Consider the following 23,066-nt stretch of genomic DNA (forward strand, 5'->3'; position numbering starts at 1 on the left):
TGAACTCCATCGAATCTCGCAAATCCGAAGGAATCATAACCTGTTGAAATCACCCACCTCTTTTTGAGGCAGCCTCTAAGACCGAGTGGCTTTACGGAAGTCGCCAGCATAAGCCTCAAAAATTTCGGCGCAGCGCTTCAGCGCTTCAGCAGCGCTGACCTTCTGTTCCTCCACCATGTCCACTTCCGGAAGATCAAGGTCTACTGCATCAGCCAGCAGGCCCGTCACGGTGAACAAGATTTCCCTTAACGAGCCTTGCAGGTCTATGCCGCTGCGATTGTCGACAAGCCGGCCGTCACCGGTCAGCACGAACTCCGGGGCCGCGTCGAGGTCGATGAGACGGCTCATGCGGAGGCCCTGCCCTGCTCGTCTAGCCATTTTGTCAGAGCCGTGCGGCGCGCCGCTACGGTCCCGCCCAGTTTGAAATGGGGCAGAAGGCCGTCATAGGTCAGGCGATAAGTCTGGCGGGCCGTGATGCCCAGATAGTCGCCGATGGCTTTTGCACCAAGCAGGAGGTCACCGGGGAAATTATCATTGCTTGCGGATGGATTCATTGTGGTCTCCTCTCCCGAGCGCAGGACGGAATCCAAGCGTCGGTTCAATAGCGTGAAAAATGAGAAGGTTCGGTTGCCGACCAGAGTGGCCGGGTTGGGGTTGCTACGCGGTATGAACCGCATGAGGCCGAAGCCAAGCTAGGTGCGGGCACCACCCCGCGCATTCGACTCCACCACAGAAAATCGAACGCGCATCTCATATACTACATTTACAAGTTTGTCAAGCCCTTTTCTTTCCTTCTTCCATGTGTCATCGTGTGCCGTAAATTTCAGGAGGTCACAATGGCAAAAATCAAGAAGAGAATATGGACCAATGCCAGCGGCAAGCATGAGGCGTGGCAGATGGATTTCACCGACCGGCACGGGAAGCGCCACAGGGAGCAATTCAACCTTAAACGCGATGCCGAGAACCGCCTGGCGGAATTGCAAGGCACAACCCGCGCCGGAACCTATCGCCCCCTGGCCGACAAGGCGGACGTGGCGAAAGCGTGCGAGGCGTTCTGCACCTATATGACGGACCGCCGTGACCGCGGCGAGAAGGTCACGGAGACCTATCTGCGCACGACCCGCCAGCACTGCGAGAACTGGATAGACCCTGCCCATGATTACGTGATGCGCCGCGCCGGCCAGGAACGAAAGGACGGGATAGGGTTCAAAGGCGGCATCGGCGCGGTGAAGCTCGCCGACCTCACCGCTGCGCGCGTGATCAAGTTCCGAGATGAAATGCGGAAGCATGGCGCCGGCGTCGTGACCACCCGCCGGGTTCTCGGCACACTCTCGAGGATACTGAAGCACGCCGTCGAAAGCGATCTCGCGACGATCAACGTCGCCAAGGGAATCCGCGTCATCGGCACCCGTGATGAAGACGGCGAGAAGGTAACCCCGCCATCCAAGTCCGATATAGCCAAACTGCTCGCCAAGGCGGAGGGCAGCGCGAAGCTTCGCGTCACGTTCGCTGCCACGACCGGACTGCGCGCTTCTGAGCAGTGGGCGCTCCAATGGAAACATATCGATCTAGACAAGGCGCTGGTTAAGGTCGAGCAGCGCCTAGATGCGTTCGGCGGGATCGACGTTACGAAGAGCGCGGCAGGCAAGCGGGCGGTCCCATTGGGGAAGGCAATGGTAACCGCCCTCACCTCTTATCGCGAGACAGCGAAGTTCAAGGGCGACAACGACTACGTCTTCCCGGATAGCCGAGGAAACTTCACCCGCCACACCAATCACACCAAGCGCCTATGGAATCCGCTTGTGAAGGCGGCCGAGATCGAGCCTATCGGATGGCATGCTCTCCGCCACTTCGCCGTCAGCACCTGGATCGAGGCGGGCCTCCAGCCAAAAGCCGTGCAGAAGCTCGCCGGTCATGCGAGCTACGCAATCACGATGAATCGCTATGGCCACCTCTTCCCTAGCGAAAGCCACCATGAAGCCTTCGACAAGCTCGCCGACGCATTGTCATGATTGGCACATACTTGGCACACGCCACACCATAACGCCTGATAAACAAGCCTTAACCTTGTGACTTTTAATCAGTAGGTCCAGGGTTCGAATCCCTGCGCGCTCACCACAAGACCCCAGTGACATCGACAAAATTCGGCGTATCGCCCTTAGAAGCCAGGCTTTCTAAAGGCCCGATCACGATGCGGCTGTGCAACCTTTCGGCGGCTACCCATAATTGCGCCCGTTAAGTTTCCGGCAAGCATGGGGCTTCTAACCTTGCGCTCTAGATTCGTGCATTCGAGCGCATAAAATGTCATTTGATAACAAGACTATTCAGATCGATTACTGGTTCTATCGCGTCAATGGAGTGAACACACCGGATCCGAAGCATCTCTGGGGCATGCCCTATGCCGGCTGGGGTCTGAAGCGAGTCGGCCTTGGCGAGGAAATCACGACGGCCCAGACGCAAAGCGCGTCGGATTCGCCGGGCGGCTGGGAAAAGAACCCGACGGGGGGCATTTTTTCGATGGACTTCACCGGTTCCGGCATCAGCATCAAGTTCTATGAAACGGGCCTGTTCACCCTCTATGTACCGAACGGGCCGCATATCCTCGACGTGAACAACGAGCTGCCGCCGATCGCTGGCTTCCGTCTGGATACGAACCTGCATTGGCTCGAGCGATCCGATATCGCCTACGGAAGCGAATGGATGCTGATCGATTGGCGGGGCGGTTCGTTCACGAAAGAGAGCTATGTCAGGATCGATGTGCTGTTCGCCAATGAAATGAACGGCACCGCCAAGGCCAACGTCCTGAAAGGTGGCAAAACCATCGATTACATCACCGGCGGCAAAGGCGCGGATGTGCTGACGGGCGGGGGAGACGCCGACCTGTTCATTTTCCGCAAGGGCGATACCGGAAAGACAAAGAAAACGGCCGACCTGATTACGGATTTCAGTGCGAAGGATGGCGACAGGATCGACCTGCACCTCTGGGACGCCAATACAAAGAGACCGGGAACCCAGGATTTCAAGTTCATCGCGCAGGACAAGTTCTCGAAGGAGGCCGGAGAACTGCGTTACGAAAAGAGCGGCAGGGAAACGCTGCTGCTGGGCGACACGAATGGTGACGGAAAGGCGGACTTCATGGTTCGTCTCAAAGGCTCGCTCATCTTCCACTTCGACCTTTTCGAGTTCTGAGGCGGCCGCGCGTGCGGCCACCATCGGCAATCCCGCAAGCGAACGCTCAATAGACCGCGTATTTCAGCAGCCCGAGCGACCAGTTGACGCTGCGGTTTTCCGTATCGCGGGTCCAGGTCTGCTGCAACGTGCCGGCAATGTCGGCGATGGTGGTGCGGGCATCGAGCTCCTTGGTCAGGCCGTAGTCGCTGGGAGCGACCTTGGTGAGATCGACGTCGTCGGCGATGACGATGGCGACCAGCACATTTTCGCTCGGGCCTTCCGCTTCGAAGTCGAAGCCATAGTAGTCGTCCGGAATGGTGAGCGGAGTGTTGGCGGTCAGCGGCGTGATCTTCTGGGCCGATTCGTTCGGGAAGATCTGGGTCGCCTTGCCGTCCCTGTCGACGTCGTAGAGGATCAGGTGCCCGCCCGTACTGCTGGTCACGGTGATCTTAAAGACGTCGCCATTCTTCAGGCTGTCGGAGGAGAGCGCCACCTTGACGTCGCCCGTCTCGGCCTTGCCGAGGATGTCACCAACGGCATCCACCGGGTCGGCGGCGACATAGACCGTCTGCGGAGTGTTCTCGACCTTCACCTCCTCGACCTTGCCGTAATCGGGCGTCTGCTGCTGGGTGTCGCCGCCCGTCTGTGGCTGCTGGTATTGCTGGGCGGTGGCATCGACGGTCGGCGTGGTGGCGCTGGAACCGAGCAGCGCGTAGTTGACCTCCAGCTGCGGGTCTAGGCCCTGGCACTGGGTCTGCGCAGAGCAATAGGTCTGCGACTGCTTCTTCACATATTCCAGCAGCTCGGCATTGGAGACGATGCCGTTGCCGTTGCTGTCGCCGGCGGCGATCTCGTGGCCGTTCACATAGGAAAGCGTGAAGACGCCGTGGCGTTCTTCCGGCGGCAGGCGCGTGTCGTCCCAGGCCACCTGGTAGGACGAGGCGGCGCTCCAGGCCTCGACGCCGTTCTGCTTGGCGATTTCGGGCTTGTCGACCACCGCGACGTCGATGCGCAGGCCGCGTGTCTTCACCGCTTCGACCGGCTTGGCGAAGGGACGCGGCAGGAAACGCGCGCTTTCCAGCGCCTCGCCGACATTGGTGGAAAGCGAGCGCGAGATCGTGCCCGAATGGCAGGCGTCGATGACGATGGAGACGGCACGGTCCTTCAGTTTGGCGAGCATCGCGTCGATCTCGTCGTCGAGAATGACGTTGGTCCAGTCCCCATCGCCGGCGGCGATGTCGAAGGTGGACAGCGCTTCGTCGAGCCCGTCCTCCTCGTCACCATTCTGGTCCTTCACCTGAAGGCCGTGGCCGGAAAAATAGAAGTAGACGCGGTCGCCGGGCTGGGTGCCGGCGACAAGCCATTCCTCGATGCTGGCGAGAATGGCTGCCTTGGTCGCATCCTTGTCCCGGAGGATACGGATCGATTCCGGGGCAAAACCCTGTTTTTCCTTGAGCAGCTTCTCGATCAGCGGCACGTCGTTCTTCGGCCCCTCGAGGAACATCTTTTCGGGCAGCGTGGCATAGGTGCCAATGCCGATCAGAAGCGCCCTGTCGGCCGCCTCGGCGGTGGCAGCCAGGCAGAGCGAGAGGAGAAGAGCGGCGGCGTAACGGATCATCAGAGCGTTTCCCGCGTATAGAGGGGTTGGATGGCGACACTTGCCTCCTTGCCGTCGAGCCGCGTCAGCAGCGCCTGCAGCAGGGTTTCGGCGGTCACGGTCTTGTCGGCAAGCACCGCGCCGATCGCATCGACGGGCTCGCCGGTCCAGATCGTGATCAGGTGATCGGCACCGAAGGGTTTGACCACCTCGACATCCGTCAGCTTGAATTGCGAGCTGGTGGTGCCGGCTGCCTGCATGTCGAGGAACTGCACCTCGCCCGTATTGGCGAGATTGAAGACCAGCATGTTCGGATAGCGGCCGGGCGGAGCATCGAAGCGCAGGCGGTTTCCGGCGGCATAGATGTCCTTGACCGGCGTCAGCGAGACGGAGCCGGGATTCTGGCTCGCAAGCGCCTTCAGGAAATCGAGCAGGACATATTTGTCGACCACGGCCTGGATACGGTCCGCCCCGACATTTTCCGCCGCCACGTCGCCGTTCGGCGTGTAGAAGACGCCGCTCGCCACATCCCAGCGATAGGGTGTGCCACTGCCATCCGCGTTCTTCGGCTTGTCGGCCGCGCCATCGACCTGGAGCGCGATACTACCCGTCCAGCCGAGCTCCTTGGCCGACTTGATGGTCTTCTGCGCGGCCGCAGTGCTGCCGGTGTCCGTCGTCGCCACCGTGGCATTCTCGACCGGAATGCCACGCGTCAGCCGCACGACGACCTCGCTCTCCGAGCGGGCCACCTGCGGCATGAAGTTCGGCACCTGCAAGGCTTCCGAGCGGTTTTTCACGTTAGAGAAGATGTAGTCTTCCAGTTCGATACGGGTAATGACACCATCGCCGTCGCGGTCTGCGCTCCCTTCAAGGGCACGCGCGAAACTCCAGCTGAGGGCGCCGCGCGGCTCGCCGTCGATGATGACCTCCGGCGTCGGCTGGCTTTCCAACGAGGCGGCAAGCACGGTTACCTGCTTGAAATCGATTTCCTTGAGGTTGGCGCCGGCGAGCGCCTCCTGCGAGGGCGGTGCGAGCTTGACCGTGACGGCTGGCGCCAACCGGGTCTTGCCGGTGACGGAACGGCTCATGCCGCCCGAAAAGCAGCTGTCGGACACGAAGAGCACATGTACGCCCTTGGCTTCCGCCTCGCCGAACCAGGCATTCATCTCGTTGTCGACGATGATCTCGTTCGAGGTCTCCGCATAGCGGTTGCGGTCGAAGCCCGGCAGCTGGAGGAACTCGTCGAGCCCGTCGGCCTCGTCGCCGGCGACGAGTTCGGGCATCTGCGCGCCGTGGCCGGCATAGGTGAAGATGATCGTGTCACCGGCCGCCGCCTCGGCCACCATGTCGATCCAGGCCTTGCGGATGTCGTCCTTGCGGGCCTCGGCATCGGTAAACTTCCGGACCGTGAAGCCGGCAGCGCTCATCGCCCGGTAGACGTCCTCCGCATCGCGCACCGCGCCGTCGAGGCTGACATCGTTCGGATACTGATCGGCACCGACGACAAGCGCGTGGGTCTGCGCGGCAAAGGCCGGAAGCGGCGCAGCGGCAGCAAGGCAAAGCGCCAGCGCGGTTCCGGCAAGGGAACGACGCAACAGCACGCGGACACGGCAAACGGGAGCGCCGTCGCTCTTCGAGGCAAAGGCAAGGCAGACAGGCTCCAGAAGGCGGGGCAGCACTCTCATCACTCCACGTCCACTTCCACCCGGCGGTGCAGCTGGTTCAGCGTTTCCGTATCATAGGCACTGGCATCATCCGGCTTGAACGGCTGGTCCTCGCCCTTGCCCTCCACGGTGATCGCGCCGGCATAGCCGTTGCTGGAGAGATAGCTTTTCAACGTCTCTGCGCGGGCGACGGAGAGCCTGTAGTTGGCCTCCGCCGAACCGACCGGATCGGTATGGCCGATCAGCGTGATCGCACCAGGCTTGACCGCCTTCAGGCATTCCGAGAGATCCTTTGCGGCCTCGATGCCCTCGGGTGTGAAATCCGCCGTGCCGAAGACGTAGCGCACGGGCGTCGACTTCTTCTTGATCTTCACGCCGCGGAAGGAAACCTTGCAACCGCCCCGCATGGCCAACTGCACGGGCCGCGGTGCGGCAAGGCGCATTTCGCTGGCTAGCCTGTCGAGGCGCAGGATGTACTGCTCGTCCGGCGCCATCCAGTCCGGCGTCAGCGTCTCGTTCGAGCCGTCCTCCAGGGCAAGCTGGTAGAAGCGCGCGGCCTGTTCATAGTCCTTGCGCTCGCGCGCGAGATCGCCGAGCGCATCCAGCACCTGCCAGGGACCGCCATACTGGCGCTGCAGGTCTTCCAGCGCCTGCCGATGATCGGAAAGCCGGCCGCCGCTGCCGACGGCGGTCGCGATGCGATTGAAGGTCGTCAATGCTGCGATACGGCCGGTGAGCGCCCGTTCGTTGGCGCTGCAATTGGCCGTGCCCGCCGTTTCCGCAAGCGCGCGTGCCTTCTGCTCGTCCCCTGCATTGAGCGCCTCGACGACACCGGTAAAGGCCTCACAGGCCGCGGCGGCAGGCGCCGCTCCGGCCAGTACGAAGAGTGTCGCTGCAAGGGATCGCATCAGCATTGTCGGTCCAGCCTTCATGTCCTCATGTAAGAAATGGGCAGGGGCCCGCAGGCCCCCGCCCCTCACGTCATTTGATCTCGAAGGTCACCATCTGGACGCCGCTTGCCCCGTTGTCCTTCTCGGCCTGTTTGGCGAGATTGACGGCAATGCCGCGCGTCAGCGGCTGCTTCGTGCTTGCGGCCAGTTCCTTGGCCTTCTCGGCCGTCAGCTTCTGGTCGCCAAGGCCGCCGATGCGGCAGTAGGCGATCATCGTTTCGCCGGGAGACGGCGAATCGAAGGTCAGGTTGCCCGTGCCCGGCTGCGGGATCAGGCGGCGCTCACCGGGATTGAGCGTGGTGCTGCCGATCATCACGTCGGGGATGATCTCCACGTTGCCGGTGTCTTCCACATACATCACCTGCAGCTCGCAGGCATGGTTCGTGCTGAGTTCAAAGGCAAGGTAATCCCCAACCTTCGCGCTTGTCGACGGCACATGCAGGGCAAGCTTCACCTTGCTCTCCTGCGCCTTGTCGTCCTGCTTGTAGGGCGGGACATAGACCTTCTCCTCGGGCTTGGCATACTGGTCGCCACCCGTGGCCTGATCGGCCGGCTTCTGCTGGTAGTCGGTGCCGGCCTGTTCCTGCTTCTGTTCCGGTTTCTGCTCCGGCTGCTGGTAGCCGCTGTTGTCGGCGGACTGCTGGCCGGCATTGCCCTCCGGGTTGACGCCGCGCTTCAGCGGCTCGAGCTGGAGAAGCGGCTGAAGCATGAAGGCGTATTGCTCTTCGACCTCGACGCGCGGGATCGTCGCGCCCGATTCGAGTGTCGCCACCCAGTCGATGCCGATACGCAGCGCATTGACATCGGTGAGACGGCGGATATCGGAGGCGAACTCTTCCGGCGTCATGTCGAATTCGGCCGCCAGCTGCTCGAAGTTCAGCTCGTCCTCGTACTTGTCGGCGAAGTAGGTGAAGATCTCGGCGCCGCCGGGAGCCTTCAGGCTGGTCTTGCCGCCGCCGGCCGTCGCTTCCGTGATGCCGAGGCGATCGAGCGCGGCGACGAAACGATCGGTGTCGCGCTTGTACACCTCGTTCAGTTCCTCCTGCGGAACATAGACGGCGAGCAGTTCGTCCTGCTGGTCCTTCGAGAACAGCGTCGACGTTTCGATATGTTCACGCAGCTGGTCACGCTTGGAGAGGATGCCGTCGAAATGGCAGTCGAAGCAGGAGCGTGCATTGATGATCTCGACGCCCTTGCCGATCGGCCGCTTGCGGAAGGAGACGATCGCCGTCGGGCCGATATCGAGCTGGTCGCCCTTGTCGGTCGACAGATAGTAACCCTGCATGCCGTTCGGAAGCGAGAAGATCATTTCGCCGCCGTCATGATCGAAGGGTTCGAGGCCCGCCTTGAGGCGCACGCCCTCCGGTCCTGCCGGGAAGCGCTTCAGCACCTGCTTGCCGACATCGCCAGCAAAGTCATAGGACTTCCAGTAGTAGCCGCCGAAGGGCATGTCGTGCCGCTCCAGCATGCGGTTGTGGTCGGAAACGCCGGAGGAACCATCGGCAAAGCCGGCGCGGACGATACGACGGCGCTCGATGTTCTGGTCGACCGGCACACCGAAGCGCTTTTCCAGCTCGGAAATGTTCGTCGGCAGCTTCATGAGACGGTTATAGACCTTCGGCCGGGCACCGTTGCTCATGAACCAGTCGACGCGCATGATCGGCAACTGCGTCTGCGTCGCCTTGGCAAGCGAGTGCAGCTGGGCGTCGCTGGCCGGGTCCACGCCATAGAAGTATTCGTTGATCAGGAAGTCGTAGTCCTCCTGGCTCCATTCGAGATCGCGCAGGTCGACACGCACGAGCAAGCCGTCGGAACCTTCCACTTCTTCCGGAAGTACCAGTTCCGGTCCGTAAGAGAGCGAGTTGAGCAGCTTCTTGAACCCGCCCGCCAGAACCTTCATGCGCTTCAGGAAGGTTTCATGGCTCTCGCAGCTCATCATCCCGTTGTACTGGTCGCGATAGCTGAAGTAGCGCATGAACGGCTGGTCGTGTTCATCGACCTTGGAAACATCGCGCAGCGCCAGTTCGACGAAATCGAGATATTTCAGCATCGGCCGCGAGCGCTCGGTCTTCGTCGCGGACACTGCTGTCGGGATAGCATCCTTGTTCAGCGAGTTGATCCAGTTGGCAAGGCTCTGCACTTCCGCATCATCGGGGCGCTTGCCGAGCGGCATGCGGCCGCTGGTGACGCTGGTGTAGAGCAGCGACTTGGCGGCATCGCCCGGCGTCACGAAGGCCGGATTGGCGGCAATCGAGGCAAGATCACCCGAAGGGAAGGAACCCTGCGAGCTTTCGCCCGGGCCATGGCAGTTGCGGCAATATTTGCCGATGAAAGCGTCGGCCGCCGAAGCGAATTCGGCGCTGCCGCCACCGGCGGCGAGCGCTGTTTCGGCGGTCGCTTCGCTGCAGACCGGCGCGGTGCTGGTCTCGACCGGTGTCACCTTGACCTCGCGGTCTGCAAGGAAGGCATACATGGCCTGCTTGTCTTCATCCGACAGCGTCGAAAGGCCTTGCGCAATACGGCGCATGACCGGATCGGCCAAAGGCGAGCCGGAGAGTTTCTTTCCTTCGTCGATCAGACCCTTGGTGAAGACCTCGTGCGAGGCAAGGCCGGCCATGCGGGCCTTGGTGATATCGGGCGCGACGGCGCCGGTCAGGCCCTTCTCGCCCTCATAGGCGCGGGCGAGATCGAGACCGTAGGTCGTGGTGCGCGGCGTATGGCAATCGCCGCAGCCGCCGACATTCTCGACCAGGTAGCGGCCGCGCTCCATCTGCGTTTCCTCGCGCGGCTGGTAAGCCGGCACGGTGAAATGGCTACGCTTCCAGAGCGTGATCGTCGTCTGGCGGCTGAAGGGGAAGGCGATCTCATGTTCCTTCGAGGCGGCATCCGACTGCGGCAGCGTCTCGATATAGGCCTTGATGTCGAGCACGTCCTCCGGCTTCATGCCACCATAGGACGTGTAGGGCATGACCGGATAGAGATTGTCGCCGCTCTTCTTGAGGCCCACCATGACGGCATTCAGGAAGTCCGCATTGGACCAGCCGCCGATACCGTTCGGATGGGCGGAAATGTTCGGCGCAAAGAACTTGCCGATCGCCGTCTGCATTTCCATGCCGCCCGAAAGCAGCTCGGTGTTGTCACCGGAGCCGTGGCAGGCGCCGCAGCCGGCTGCGCCGAACAGCAGCTTGCCATTTTCGGCATTCGCCTTGTAGGTGCCGTAGGCATTGGCCGCGAACTGGTCGATGGCGAGCGCTCCGGTGGGACAGAACGCCGCCACGGCAAGGCCGATGGCAGCGGCAAGCCGGGCGCCGGGGCTGAAGAATGATGTCCTGAACATGCGCATGGCTTGTTCCTTTCGCTCCATGAAGCCGGCGCACCGGCTGGAAATGCAAACACTTGAACCACAATTCCGAAAGAGAAACCGCTTCGCAGTTTCCTTGGAAACTGCCCTACCGAAATTCGAAACGCTCGAACTCGACGCGGCGCGGCGCCTTGCCGAGTTCCCTCAGTCCTTTTTCGATCGCCATCCGCAAGGGCGGCGGGCCGCAGAACCACAAATCGGCCTCCGCCGGGTTCATGCTCGTGCCGGCAACAAGCTTCGAGGCGTCGAAGCGGCCGTCGGTCGCCGAATTGTGCAGCACAAAATTGAAGTTCTCGAGCTTTTCCGCCTGCGCCCGAAACGTGTCGAGGCCGATCGCCTCGGCCCCGTCGCGCACGCAGTAGACCATGTGGATATCCTGCCCCTCGTCGCCCTTCAGCCTGCTCGCCATGGCGAGGAACGGCGTGACGCCGATGCCGCCGGCTAGCCAGATCTGTTTCTTGCCACCGCGCTTGTGGTTGAAATGGCCGTAGCCGCCCTCCAGCGTCAGCGCGTCGCCGACGGCCACCGTCTCGCGCAGCGCCTTGGTGTAGTCGCCGAGCGGCTTGATGGCGAAACGCACCGATCCGTCGTCCTCGATGCCGGCGATGGTGAAGGGATGCGGCTCGCGCAGGCCCGGCTTGTTGACGCGGAAAAAACCAAACTGGCCGGGCATGGCCCGGAGCTTGCGGCCTGTGGGTCTGGCCGAGATGATCGTCGCTCCGTCATGGCGCTCGACATTCACCACCTCGTATTTCCGCGTGCGCAGCCAGGGCAGGAGCTGGGTATAGGCATAGCTGACGATACCCAGCGTGGCAAAGAGGTTGAGGTAGACCGCCAGCAGCACCGTGCCGTCATAAGGCCGCTTGATGAACATCTGGTGGAAGGCGACGAGCACGAAGAGCAGGCCGATGAAACGGTGGGTGATGCGCCAGTACTGGTAGGGAATCTGGAAACGTGTTTTCGGGATCACCTTCACCAGGCTGAGGACGAGCAGGAAGACGAAGCCGTAGAAGGCCCACTCACCTGCCGTCTTTGCAAGCAGGTTGAGGCCGCTGGTCACAGAAAGGCCCTGGAAATCCGGCGCGACGAAATAGTGCACGAGGATAAGACAGAGCACCGCGATGCCGATCTTGCGATGGAACTGGTAGATGCGGTCGAGTCCGCCGAACAGTCTTTCGATGAAAGGCGGGCGGGTCGCCATGAACTGCGCGATACCCATGGCAACGAAAGCCATGGAGGAGGCCATCAGGGAGAAGGTGGTTCCCGCATTGGTATGGCTGACGGCTGGAACAGCCAGCAGCCCGGCAAAAATGATCAAAAGCGTCGCGACGATGGAACCCGCAGTCAACGTATGCCCCCACAAATTCAACTGGTCCGGTCCGAAATCCAGGGGCATGCTGGCAAGGCCCATGACGTTCGTCAACCGCATTCCTCCTATCGACGGGCGGGCGCACGGCTTTATTCGGGATGGTTTATTAGGAAAGGGAAACGTCTGGAAAGAGCGCCGGAGGTAACATCGATGCTGCATGCGAATGTGCAAAGGGCGCCTCGCGGCGCCCTTCTTTTTTAGTCGGCTTCGTGAGCGGGTCTACTTTCCGAGCCGCTCGATCTCCTCACGCGCCCGGTCGGCGAGCGGATGCTTCGGATGGCGCGCGATAAACAATTCCAGCGCGTCACGCGTCCCTTTCGACTTCAGATTTTCATACTCAGCCTGTACGGCCTTCTCGGGATCGGAGGGCTTTGCCATGATGCCGCCAGTGCCGGCCGGCGCCTCACCAGCCGCTGCAAGGACAAGGCTGGTGGTCGCCACGATAGATATCTTTGATAGCAATTTTAACCTCCGGTCGAATACCATTCGGCAATTGTCCGTCCTGTTCTACGGGCTTCCATTTCACCACGGGAAGCGTGCATGGTTCAAGTGTTCACAGAATCGACCTGAATTGCGGTCTATCCAAGGCACGCACCCGAGACACCAAGCAGACGAGGAGAATGCGACATGACAGGTACAGGCAAGACCACCAAGACGATCGGCGAGACCGGCATATCGATGATTGACGGCGTTCTGTCGGGCAAGGCCTGGTCGGGCTCGGTGACCTATGCGTTCCCCACGTCGTCGTCCGCCTACACCTATGCCGGTGAAAAAGACAACGGCTTCGGTTCGATATCCTCCATGCAGCAATCCGCTGCCCGTTTCGCACTCGATACGAGCTTCGGCAGCGCGGCGAACAACGGTTTTTCGGTCGAGGGGTTCACGGGCCTTTCCATTTCACAGGGAAGCACGACGAGTTCCAACCTGCGTTTTGCCGAATCCAACGACCCGGATACGGCCTGGGCCTATTATCCCGGCACGACCAACGGCGATGGCGACCTCTGGTTCGGCCGCTCGTTCGACTATCGCTCGCCCGTCGCCGGCAACTACTCCTGGGCCACGATGCTGCACGAAATCGGCCATGCGCTCGGCCTGAAGCACGGCCATGAGACAGACGACGGTTTCCCTGCCCTGCCGGGCAACAAGGATTCGATGGAGTATTCCATCATGACCTATCGTTCCAACATCGGCGGCCCGGCGGACGGCTACAGGAACGGCGAATTCGACTATGCCCAGTCCTACATGATGGCCGACATTGCCGCCCTGCAGCGCATGTACGGCGCCGACTTTTCAACCAATTCAGGCAACACGGTCTACAAATGGAAGCCCGGCAGCGGCGATACGCTGGTCAATGGCAAGGTCGCCATCGACGCCGGAGGCAACCGGATCTTCGCCACCATCTGGGACGGTGGCGGCAAGGATACCTACGACCTCTCCGCCTACAAAACCGGCGTCAATGTCGATCTTCGCCCCGGTCAGCATTCGAAATTCAGCGACGTCCAGCTTGCCCTGCTGAACTTCGAAAGCGATGCCTATGCCCGTGGCAACATCTTCAACGCACTCCTCTTCAAGGGTGACACCCGCTCGCTGATCGAGAACGCCAAGGGCGGCAGCGGCAATGACGTCCTGCGTGGCAACCAGGCGAACAACACGCTGCAGGGCAATGCCGGCAACGACAAGCTCTTCGGCATGGTCGGTAACGACAAGCTCGATGGCGGCGCCGGCAACGACGTGCTCACCGGCGGTGCCGGCAACGACGACTTCATCTTCAAGAAGGGTTACGGCCGCGACACGGTTACCGACTTCAAGGACAATGTCGACGATATCGATCTTCGCTCCTACAATTTCTCCAAGGTGAGCAGCGTGCTCAGCAAGGCTTCGCAGGTCGGCGACGATGTGCATATCAAGCTCTCGGCCACCGACATCCTGATCCTCGACGACTTCAAGCTGAAGGATCTCGACGCGCGCGACTTCCTGCTCTGATTTCCCAGCAAGAATTCAGGCAAAGATGGGCCGGAACGCACGTTCCGGCCTTTTTCATGCCTTTCACGGCCCGAAGCCGGCGGAAACGTCAGTGATATATCACAACAATGGACAGCGGCCTCACGGCATGCGACGATGTGATATATCAAACAGGGACACGAAATGACGGAAAGCGCGGCTTCGCAGGCCCACCTCGCCTATCTCGCCCTCGAAGGGTTGCTCGTCACGCTCAAGCTGAAACCCGGCTCGCTCGTCACGGAACGCCAGCTCATCGCGCTTGCCGGCCACGGCCGGACGCCAGTGCGCGAGGCGATCCAGAAGCTGGAATGGCAGGGCCTGATCGTCGTGCGCCCGCGGGCCGGCCTGCAGATCACCGCGATCAGGCCCGAGGACCACGCCGAGGTCATGGCAACGCGCCGCCAGCTGGAGCCGCTTGCCGCCGAGCTTGTCGCCCGCAATGCGGACGAGGCGCACCGCGAATCGCTCGTCGCCTGCGCGCAGGCGATGACCGCCTGCTCGATCCATTCCGACATCGAAGGCTTTCTCGCCGCCGACAAGGCTTTCGACGAGATCATGGAGGCGGCCTGTCCCAACCGCTTCCTGACAACCGCCCTCGCCCCGCTGCAGACCCATGCCCGCCGCCTCTGGTTCGCGCGTGCCGACAGCCGGCAGATGGACCGCTCGGTGGACCTGCATGTGAAGGTGATCCGCGCCATCCGAAACGCCGACGGCCCCGCCGCCGCCGCCGCCATGGCGACCCTCATCGACGACCTCACCGGCTGAAACGAAAAGGGCGGCCCGAAGGCCGCCCATCAATCTTCAAGACCGGCGTTCGCTCAATCGACGAAGGCGCGTTCGATGACGAATTCGCCGGGTTTGTTGTTAGCGCCTTCGATCAGGCCAGCCTCTTCCAGGAGCACCTTGGTTTCCTTCAGCATGGCCGACGAGCCGCAGATCATGCCACGATCGACCGCCGGGTCGAAATGCGGCACGCCGAGATCGGCGAACATCTTGCCGTTGCGGATGAGGTCGGTGATGCGGCCCTGGAACGGATAGTCCTCACGGGTCACCGTCGCATAATGGCGCAGCTTGTTGCCGACGACTTCCGCAAGGAACTCGTGGTTACGGATCTCTTCGACGAGGTCGAAACCGTATTTCAGTTCCGCAACCTCGCGGCAGGTATGCGTCAGGATGACCTCGTCGAATTTCTCGTAGGTTTCCGGATCGCGAATGAGGCTGGCGAAGGGCGCGATGCCCGTGCCGGTCGAGAACATGTAGAGCCGCTTGCCCGGCGTCAGCGCGTCGAGCACCAGCGTGCCGGTCGGCTTCTTGCGCATCAGCACCGTGTCGCCCGGCTTGATCTGCTGGAGATGGGAGGTCAGCGGGCCGTCCGGCACCTTGATCGAGAAGAACTCCAGCTCCTCGTCCCAGGACGGGCTGGCGATCGAATAGGCGCGATAGACCGGCTTGTCGCCGACCATCAGGCCGATCATGGCGAATTCGCCGGAACGGAAGCGGAAGCTTTCCGGGCGCGTCATGCGAAAGCGGAACAGACGGTCCGTATAGTGCTGCACGCTCGTCACCGTCTCGGCGAAAACGCCGGCGGGAATGGCGGAGGCCACAAAATCTTCGGTCTTGGCAGGTGCGTTCATTTCGGGATCGGTCCTGGCTTCGCGTCGAGAAAATTTGACGATAGGCAGATATTACATCCTGAGCAGCAAAGGAAGGTATTCCGTTCCAATGCGCTGATTGGCCGCGCAATAGTTTGCCGCTCATGTCGTTTTTGCGCAAGGCCGGCCGTCCGGCCTTGATCTCGCGCAAAGCTGCCACGAAATTGCGGCTATTCGCCGGCCGGCGCCCGCATCAGGCCCGGCGGCGCCAGCTGTAGGAACCCGCGTCCCCGGACGGACGCGCAGTCGGCTGATAGTGGTTGTCGATGCCCGGCAGACGGTTTTCCGCAAGCCGCTTCAGCGCCGTCGCATTGGTGACGGCGAAGCTGTCGATACCACAGCGCAGCATCAGCGGGATCTGGTCGATCAGCACGTCGCCCACCGCCCTCACCTCGCCCTTGAAGCCGAGGCGCGCGCGCAGCAGCGAGGCATGGCTGAAGGCCCGCCCGTCGTTGAAGGCCGGAAAAGCGACTGCGACCAGCCCGATGCGGTCGAGATGACCCTCGAGCTTGCGCACGTCATCCGCCGGATTGATCAGCACGCCGAGGCCGACCTCGTCCGTCTCCGAGACCTTCGCGAGGAAATCGCCGAGGCCGAGGATCGCCTTCTCGTTCGAGCCGGCCTTGGTCTCTTCAGTTTCGACCACCCAGGGATCGTCGGTCACGAAGCCGGTTTCGTTCCAGATTTTCGTCATCACCGGTCTCCTCAGGCTGCCGCGGCGGTCTTGTCGCCGTAGAGCGCATCCTTGAACGGCTGCGGCCCGACGCGGCGATAGGCGGTCAGGAAGGTCTCGGAGGGCTCAAGGCGCAGGCCGAGATAGGTATCAACGATCACCTCGATCGCATCCGTCACCTTTTCCGGCTCGAAGCCGCGTCCGATGATCTCGCCGATCGACGTGTTCTCGTCGCCGGACCCGCCGAGCGTGATCTGGTAGAGTTCCTCGCCCTTCTTCTCCACGCCGAGCAGGCCGATATGGCCGACATGATGGTGGCCGCAGGCATTGATGCAGCCGGAAATCTTGATCTTCAGCTCGCCGATCTCGGCCTGGCGCTCGGGCGAGCCGAAGCGGGTGGAGATCTCCTGCGCGACCGGGATCGAGCGTGCATTGGCCAGCGCGCAATAGTCCAGCCCGGGACAGGCAATGATATCCGTGATGAGGCCGGCATTGGCGGTTTCAAGCCCGGAGGCGACAAGGCCGCGATAGATCGGCTCGAGATCGGCCAGCGCCACATGCGGCAGGATCAGGTTCTGCTCATGGCTGACGCGGATCTCGTCAAAGGCGTATTCCTCCGCAATGTCGGCGACCGCCTCCATCTGCGCATCCGTCGCATCGCCCGGGATGCCGCCGATCGGCTTCAGCGAGATCGTCACGCTGGCATAGTCGGGGTGCTTGTGCGGATGCACGTTGTGCTGCACCCAGCGGGCAAAGTCGGCATCGGCCTTCTTCCACTGTGCAAGGCTCGCCCAGCCTTCGGCACGCGCGGCAAGTGCCGGCGGCGCGAAATAGGCGGTGATGGCGGCGATGTCCCTTTCAGGCAGCTTCAGCTCGGTGTTCCTGAGTTCGGCGAACTCCACCTCCACCTGCCGCGCCAGTTCCTCCGCGCCGGTTTCGTGCACGAGGATCTTGATGCGCGCCTTGTACTTGTTGTCGCGCCGGCCATGCAGGTTGTACACGCGCATGATCGCAGTCGTGTAGGACAGGAGGTCCTCTTCCGGCAGGAAATCGCGGATCTTCTTGGCGACCATCGGCGTGCGGCCCTGCCCGCCGCCGACATAGACGGCAAAGCCGATCTCGCCGTTGTCGTTCTTCTTCAGGTGCAGGCCGATGTCGTGCACCTGGATCGCCGCGCGGTCGCGCTCTGCGCCGGTGACGGCGATCTTGAACTTGCGCGGCAGGAAGGAGAATTCCGGATGCACGGAGGACCACTGGCGCAGGATTTCCGCATAGGGACGCGGATCGGCGACCTCATCGGCCGCAGCGCCGGCGAAATGATCGGCCGTGACGTTGCGAATGCAGTTGCCCGAGGTCTGCAACGCATGCATCTCGACCGTCGCGAGATCGGCCAGCGCGTCCGGCAGTTCCGACAGTTTCGGCCAGTTGTACTGGATGTTCTGGCGCGTGGTGAAATGGCCGTAGCCACGGTCATACTTGCGCGCGATATAGGCCAGCATGCGCATCTGGCGCGCATTCAGCGTGCCGTAGGGGATGGCGACACGCAGCATGTAGGCGTGGAGCTGCAGATAGACGCCGTTCATCAGGCGCAGCGGCTTGAAGGCATCCTCGGCGAGTTCCCCGGACAGGCGGCGGCCCACCTGATCGCGGAATTGCTCCACCCGGCCGGAAACAAAGGCGTGATCGAATTCGTCGTAGCGATACATAGGCGTTCCTCAGGCGGCCGAAGCGGCCGTCGCAGTCAAGCCGGCATAGCCGGCGGCATAGGGAATGGTCGGGCCGGCGGCACGGATGCGCTCGCGCATGCGCAGCGGCCGCAGCACGCCGTCGATCTCTTCGACATCGACGACATTCACGTCAACCACCTTGTTGTCGGCGAAGGCCTGCTTGCCGGTCGCTTCCAGCGCGTCGACGGCCTCCTTGTGGCGCGCGACGAAGGCAGCCTGGAGCTGCTCGTTCCAGGTGCCGCTCGCATCCAGCCAGACGGAAATACCGTCGGAAAGGCGGTTGGCTGTCAGAACCTTGTCGGCCATGTCATGCTCCCAATACTGCTGTGGTGCGAACCGGCTCGCGGACAGCGAGCGACTCGGAATGTTCGAAATTGGCGCCGGCAACGGCGTCGCCGATGATCACCATGACGGGACCGGTCAGCTCGTCGCGGTGCTCAAGGCCCGGCAGGTCCTTCAACGTGCCGTGCAGCAGCCGCTTTTCCCGCCGGCTGGCATTCTCAATGACAGCGACCGTCGTCTCGGCCGGCAGGCCCGCTTCCATCAGCCGGGCGGCGACGGAGGCGGCGACCGTGCGGCCCATATAGACGGCCACGGTGGCGCCGGAGATCGCAAGCCGCGCCCAATCCGGAAGGACAGAGCCCGTCAGGTCGTGGCCTGTCGTGAAGACGAGCGAGGACGCGACGCCGCGCAGCGTCAGCGGCAGTTCGAAATCGGCAGCCGCGGCGAAGGCGGAGGTGATGCCGGGCACGACCTCATAGGTGACGCCCGCCTGGCGGAGCGCCGCCATTTCCTCGCCGGCACGGCCATAGACCAGGGGATCGCCGGATTTCAGGCGCACGACACGTTTTCCCGCCTTGCCGAGTTCGACAAGCAGGTCGTTGATCTCTTCCTGCGACTTGGAATGACAGCCCTTGCGCTTGCCGACGGAAAGGCGCTCGGCATCGCGGCGCCCCATGTCGACGATGGCCTGCGGCACCAACGCATCGAAGACGATGACGTCGGCTTCCATCATCACGCGCTGGGCGCGCAGCGTCAGGAGATCCTCTGCGCCCGGACCGGCGCCGACGAGCCAGACATGACCGGCGGCCCTGCCCTGCGAGGTCAGGAGGGAATCGGCAGTACGCTGCGCGAGTTCGATATCGCCATTGTTGACGGCATCGGCCACGGCGCCCTGAAAGAAGCGGCGCCAGAAGACGCGCCGCGTCACGCCGCGCGGCAGGATACGATCGACGGCTTCGCGGTAGCCGTTGGCGAGGCTGGCAAGGCGGCCGAGCGAAGGCGACAGGATCTGGTCGACCTGCGCGCGAATCATCTGCGCCAGGACGGGGCCTGCCCCCTCCGTGCCGATGGCGACGGCGACGGGTGCCCGGTTGACCAGCGCCGGCGTGAAGAAATCGCAGTAGTCCGGCTGATCGACGGCATTGACCGGAATGCGCAGCGCGCGGGCCGCGGTGGAAATCGCCCGGTCGGTGGCAGCGTCGCCCGTCGCGGCGAAAACGAGCGTCGCATCGGCAATGGCGTCACTGGAAAAGGATGCACGCACCAGCTCCAGCCCCTTGTCGGCGATGAAGCGGGCGAAGTCGGCCTCCGGCGTCTCGGCGAGCACGACGATCCGGGCATCCGTGTTGAACAGCAGCCGCGCCTTGGCAAACGCCTCGTCACCCCCACCCACGACAACGACCGTCCGGCCGCTGACGCGGAAGAACGCCGGGAATGTCGAAAGCTTCTGGTGTGCTGCGGTCATGGTGTGGTCCGGTTGAAGTCTGCGCACTATCGCGAAAAATGGCCACAAACAAAAGAAACAGAAATTCCAATGGCTCCGGGGGCGCGTATTGTTTTGCTCGCACCTCCCGCATTTTGAGCATAAGTCACCGGCCACCCTTGCCTGCCCACCGCACCGGCCGCTATGGAGGCACTGTCACGCCAACGGGGATTCCCATCATGGACCAGTCCGCCCTTGCAAAGCGCCTCCTCGATGTCATCGAATTCGATATTCTGCCGTTGACGCGCGACGGCGTTGCCGCCGGCAACAAGGTTTTCGGCGCGGCTATCCTCAACAAGGCCGATCTCTCGCTCGTGATCGCCGAAACGAACAACGAGACGGAAAACCCGCTCTGGCACGGCGAAGTGCACACGCTGAAGCGCCTCTACGAGCGCATCGAGAAGCCGGACACGAAGGACTACATCTTCCTCTCCACGCACGAGCCCTGTTCCATGTGCCTTTCGGCCATCACCTGGGCAGGCTTCGACAATTTCTACTATTTCTTCAGCCATGAGGATTCGCGCGACAGCTTTGCGATCCCGCACGATCTGCGCATCCTCAAGGAAGTTTTCCGGCTCGATCCCGGCGGTTATGCAAAGACGAACGCCTTCTGGCATTCCGCCGCCATCGCCGATCTCATCACCACTTCCGACGAGACCGCGAAGGCAGCCTTGAAAGCACAGGACGCAAAGATCCGCGCCACCTATGACGACCTGTCGGACGCCTACCAGTCCGGCAAGACCGGTAACAACATCCCCCTCAACTGAGAACCGCGATGGAACCGAGCCGCGACATCGAACGCCTGATCGAGATCATGGCGGCCCTGCGCCAGCCTGAGACAGGCTGCCCCTGGGACGTCGTCCAGACCTTCGAGACGATCAAGCCCTATACGATCGAGGAGGCGTACGAGGTCGCCGACGCCATCGAGCGGAACGACATGGGCGACCTGTGCGAGGAGCTGGGCGACCTCCTCCTTCAGGTGGTCTTCCATGCCCGCATGGCAGAGGAGCGCAGCGAATTCGACTTCGGCAACGTCGTCGAAGCCGTCACGCGCAAGATGATCCGCCGCCATCCGCATGTCTTCGCCCGCTCGGACGCGGACACGCCCGAAGCGGTGAAGCTGCAGTGGGATGCGATCAAGCAGGCGGAGAAGCGGGAGCGCAAGGAGCGCCGGGCCAGACGCGGCCTGCCGGACGACCCGCTCCGCGGCCATCTCGGCTCCGTGCAACGTTCGTTCCCCGCCCTTGTCGAGGCGCTGAAGCTTCAGGAACGCGCCGCCAAGGTGGGCTTCGACTGGTCCGAACCGGCGCCGATCCTCGACAAGATCGAGGAAGAGGTCGACGAACTGCGGGAAGCGCTGCGGAACGATGACAAGAAGGCCGTCGCCGACGAACTCGGCGACCTCATCTTCGCGCTGGTCAATATCGGCCGTCATGTCGGCGCCGATCCGGAAATGGCGCTGCGCGGCACGAACACGAAGTTCCGCAACCGCTTCTCGCATATCGAGGACAACCTTGCTGCCAACGGCGAAAGCCTCGAAGCGGCGACGCTGGAGCGGATGGAAGAGTTGTGGCAGGCGGCAAAGCGGATCGAGCGGCAGTTGACGTAAGGGGCTGAAAGGCCCCTCATCCGCCTGCCGGCACCTTCTCCCCGCAAGCGGGGCGAAGGGGCAGGATGCAAGGCCTTCTCTTCATCCGGGACGTTTCGGTTTTTAGGAAACCGGTGCGACACCCCCTTCTCCCCGCCTGCGGGGAGAAGGTCGCGGCAGCGGGATGAGGGGCACTCAGCCCGGCGCCCTCAGCGCTCCCAGTCCTCGACCACTCTCTTGCCGCCAATGCCGAGCCGGCGGTCGAGTTCGGCAGCTTCCGTTTCGGTCAGCCGCAGTTCCAGCCGTACATTGCCGTCTTCCAGGTCCTCGCGCGCATCGACGATCGAATGATCGTAGACCCAGGGCAGAAGCTGAAGCTGCGTGACCGGCAGGATGACGTCGCGATCGACCAGCACGCCGGAAAGCCGCTGGTTGATCTCGGAAAGCAGCTTGTCGACGCCCTCGCCGGAGATGGCGGAGACGGCAATGACGGTCGGCTGGCTCTCGGCTTTCTGCACCAGCGCCTCGCGCGCTTCGGGCTCCAGCCGGTCGATCTTGTTCCAGACCTCGAGGATGCGCTCCGCCCCGTCCTTCTCGTCGATACCGAGATCGGCGAGGATGCGCAGCACGTCCGAGGACTGCGCGCCGTTGTCGGGATCGGACATGTCGCGCACATGGAGAATCAAATCCGCCTCCAGCACCTCTTCCAGCGTCGCGCGAAAGGCGGCGACGAGGTGGGTCGGCAGGTCCGAGATGAAGCCCACGGTGTCGGAAAGGATAACGGTGCGGCCCTGCGGCAGCTTCATGCGGCGCAGCGTCGGGTCGAGCGTGGCGAAGAGCATGTCTTCCGCCAGAACCCCTGCCCCGGTGATGCGGTTGAACAGCGTCGACTTTCCGGCGTTGGTATAGCCGACGAGCGCGACGATCGGATGCGGCACCTTCTTGCGCTTGGAACGGTGCAGCTGGCGGGTGCGGCGCACCTGCTCCAGCTCGCGCTCCAGCTTGACGATCTTGTCCTGCAGCAGCCGGCGGTCGGCCTCTATCTGGGTTTCGCCCGGACCGCCCATGAAGCCGGCGCCACCGCGCTGGCGTTCAAGGTGGGTCCAGCTGCGGACCAAGCGGCCCTTCTGGTAGTTGAGATGGGCAAGCTCGACCTGCAGCGTGCCTTCCTTGGTGGAGGCGCGCCGGCCGAAGATTTCGAGGATGAGGCCGGTGCGGTCGATGACCTTGGCACCCCATTCCTTTTCGAGATTACGCTGCTGTACCGGGGTCAGCGGGTGATCGACGATGACGAGACCGGCATCGTGTTCATCGAGCAACGCCTTGATCTCCGCGATCTTGCCGGTGCCGAGCAGCGTACCGGGCTTCGGCTGGCTGACGGGCACTACGGCAGAGGAAGCGATGGTCAGGTCGATAGCCCGGGCAAGGCCGACGGCCTCTTCCAGCCGCGCCTCGTCGGACCGCATGGTCACGGTCGGATCCGGTTTTCCACGTGCTGCCTTGAGGACCGGCACGATGACGACGGCGCGCATATCGTCCCGGTGCTTT

General features: G+C 62.6%; 20 protein-coding genes. 6 read left to right on the top strand and 14 right to left on the bottom strand.

The features are described from left to right. Positions 1 to 75 precede the first annotated feature (75 nt). Both AKG11_RS05190 and AKG11_RS05195 read right to left on the bottom strand, forming a co-directional pair. Complete coding sequence (locus AKG11_RS05190; protein WP_050743169.1) at positions 76 to 348, bottom strand: hypothetical protein; 273 nt, start codon at positions 346 to 348, stop codon at positions 76 to 78. Further along, a complete protein-coding gene (locus AKG11_RS05195) occupies positions 345 to 554 on the bottom strand; it encodes a helix-turn-helix domain-containing protein (RefSeq protein WP_050743170.1) in 210 nt (69 codons plus the stop codon). The genes AKG11_RS05190 and AKG11_RS05195 overlap by 4 nt, the downstream gene beginning before the upstream one ends. 282 nt (positions 555 to 836) lie before the next feature. On the opposite strand from AKG11_RS05195, the gene AKG11_RS05200 reads away from it, so the two are divergent. Both AKG11_RS05200 and AKG11_RS05205 read left to right on the top strand, forming a co-directional pair. Continuing rightward, entirely contained in the window at positions 837 to 2,012 is a 1,176-nt protein-coding gene (locus AKG11_RS05200) for a tyrosine-type recombinase/integrase (RefSeq protein WP_245290149.1), read from the top strand. 379 nt (positions 2,013 to 2,391) lie between these two features. Then, positions 2,392 to 3,189 (top strand): M10 family metallopeptidase C-terminal domain-containing protein, encoded by a 798-nt coding sequence (locus AKG11_RS05205; RefSeq protein ID WP_156334067.1) that lies wholly within the window; start codon positions 2,392 to 2,394, stop codon positions 3,187 to 3,189. A 46-nt stretch (positions 3,190 to 3,235) separates the two neighbouring features. Here AKG11_RS05205 and AKG11_RS05210 read toward each other — a convergent pair whose 3' ends face one another. The 6 genes from AKG11_RS05210 to AKG11_RS05235 form a co-directional block, all read right to left on the bottom strand. Continuing rightward, positions 3,236 to 4,789, bottom strand: coding sequence for a caspase family protein (locus tag AKG11_RS05210; protein WP_050743172.1), 1,554 nt, complete (start codon positions 4,787 to 4,789; stop codon positions 3,236 to 3,238). Next, positions 4,789 to 6,453 (bottom strand): caspase family protein, encoded by a 1,665-nt coding sequence (locus AKG11_RS05215; protein WP_050743173.1) that lies wholly within the window; start codon positions 6,451 to 6,453, stop codon positions 4,789 to 4,791. The genes AKG11_RS05210 and AKG11_RS05215 overlap by 1 nt, the downstream gene beginning before the upstream one ends. Beyond that, positions 6,453 to 7,346 (bottom strand): OmpA family protein, encoded by an 894-nt coding sequence (locus tag AKG11_RS05220; RefSeq protein WP_023514239.1) that lies wholly within the window; start codon positions 7,344 to 7,346, stop codon positions 6,453 to 6,455. The genes AKG11_RS05215 and AKG11_RS05220 overlap by 1 nt, the downstream gene beginning before the upstream one ends. Positions 7,347 to 7,413: 67 nt before the next feature. Continuing rightward, positions 7,414 to 10,725 carry a c-type cytochrome gene (locus AKG11_RS05225; RefSeq protein ID WP_050743174.1) on the bottom strand — a complete coding sequence of 1,104 codons (3,312 nt, stop codon included), beginning with the start codon at positions 10,723 to 10,725 and terminating at the stop codon, positions 7,414 to 7,416. A 106-nt stretch (positions 10,726 to 10,831) separates the two neighbouring features. After that, entirely contained in the window at positions 10,832 to 12,166 is a 1,335-nt protein-coding gene (locus tag AKG11_RS05230) for a ferredoxin reductase family protein (RefSeq protein ID WP_245290148.1), read from the bottom strand. Between the two features lie 165 nt (positions 12,167 to 12,331). Then, on the bottom strand, positions 12,332 to 12,553 hold the full coding sequence (locus tag AKG11_RS05235; RefSeq protein WP_037408405.1) for a hypothetical protein: 222 nt from the start codon (positions 12,551 to 12,553) through the stop codon (positions 12,332 to 12,334). A gap of 186 nt (positions 12,554 to 12,739) precedes the next feature. Here AKG11_RS05235 and AKG11_RS05240 point away from each other — a divergent pair, with 186 nt between their 5' ends. Beyond that, positions 12,740 to 14,095 (top strand): M10 family metallopeptidase, encoded by a 1,356-nt coding sequence (locus tag AKG11_RS05240; RefSeq protein ID WP_050743175.1) that lies wholly within the window; start codon positions 12,740 to 12,742, stop codon positions 14,093 to 14,095. Positions 14,096 to 14,257: 162 nt separating this feature from the next. Then, positions 14,258 to 14,878 (top strand): GntR family transcriptional regulator, encoded by a 621-nt coding sequence (locus AKG11_RS05245; RefSeq protein ID WP_050743176.1) that lies wholly within the window; start codon positions 14,258 to 14,260, stop codon positions 14,876 to 14,878. A gap of 53 nt (positions 14,879 to 14,931) precedes the next feature. On the opposite strand, the gene AKG11_RS05250 is transcribed toward AKG11_RS05245, so the two are convergent. The 5 genes from AKG11_RS05250 to cysG all read right to left on the bottom strand — a co-directional run bounded on the left by AKG11_RS05250 (position 14,932) and on the right by cysG (position 19,912). Further along, positions 14,932 to 15,747, bottom strand: coding sequence for a ferredoxin--NADP reductase (locus tag AKG11_RS05250; RefSeq protein ID WP_023512814.1), 816 nt, complete (start codon positions 15,745 to 15,747; stop codon positions 14,932 to 14,934). Positions 15,748 to 15,958: 211 nt separating this feature from the next. After that, positions 15,959 to 16,459, bottom strand: a complete 501-nt coding sequence (locus AKG11_RS05255; RefSeq protein WP_050743177.1) for a DUF934 domain-containing protein — start codon at positions 16,457 to 16,459, stop codon at positions 15,959 to 15,961. 11 nt (positions 16,460 to 16,470) lie between these two features. Continuing rightward, the gene (locus AKG11_RS05260) at positions 16,471 to 18,144 is read right to left on the bottom strand and encodes a nitrite/sulfite reductase (protein ID WP_023512812.1); all 1,674 of its coding nucleotides are present in this window, start codon (positions 18,142 to 18,144) and stop codon (positions 16,471 to 16,473) included. Positions 18,145 to 18,153: 9 nt separating this feature from the next. Further along, the gene (locus AKG11_RS05265; RefSeq protein ID WP_023512811.1) at positions 18,154 to 18,471 is read right to left on the bottom strand and encodes a DUF2849 domain-containing protein; all 318 of its coding nucleotides are present in this window, start codon (positions 18,469 to 18,471) and stop codon (positions 18,154 to 18,156) included. Position 18,472: 1 nt separating this feature from the next. Further along, positions 18,473 to 19,912, bottom strand: coding sequence for a siroheme synthase CysG (gene cysG / locus AKG11_RS05270; protein WP_050743178.1), 1,440 nt, complete (start codon positions 19,910 to 19,912; stop codon positions 18,473 to 18,475). A gap of 197 nt (positions 19,913 to 20,109) precedes the next feature. Here cysG and AKG11_RS05275 point away from each other — a divergent pair, with 197 nt between their 5' ends. After that, the gene (locus tag AKG11_RS05275) at positions 20,110 to 20,697 is read left to right on the top strand and encodes a deaminase (RefSeq protein ID WP_050743179.1); all 588 of its coding nucleotides are present in this window, start codon (positions 20,110 to 20,112) and stop codon (positions 20,695 to 20,697) included. A gap of 8 nt (positions 20,698 to 20,705) precedes the next feature. Further along, positions 20,706 to 21,539: a nucleoside triphosphate pyrophosphohydrolase gene (gene mazG / locus AKG11_RS05280; protein ID WP_050743180.1), complete on the top strand. Its 834-nt coding sequence runs from the start codon at positions 20,706 to 20,708 to the stop codon at positions 21,537 to 21,539. A 188-nt stretch (positions 21,540 to 21,727) separates the two neighbouring features. Here mazG and hflX read toward each other — a convergent pair whose 3' ends face one another. Further along, positions 21,728 to 23,050 (bottom strand): GTPase HflX, encoded by a 1,323-nt coding sequence (gene hflX / locus AKG11_RS05285; RefSeq protein WP_023514953.1) that lies wholly within the window; start codon positions 23,048 to 23,050, stop codon positions 21,728 to 21,730. Positions 23,051 to 23,066 lie beyond the last annotated feature (16 nt).

The organism is Shinella sp. SUS2 (assembly GCF_001262505.1).
Classification (GTDB): Bacteria; Pseudomonadota; Alphaproteobacteria; order Rhizobiales; family Rhizobiaceae; genus Shinella.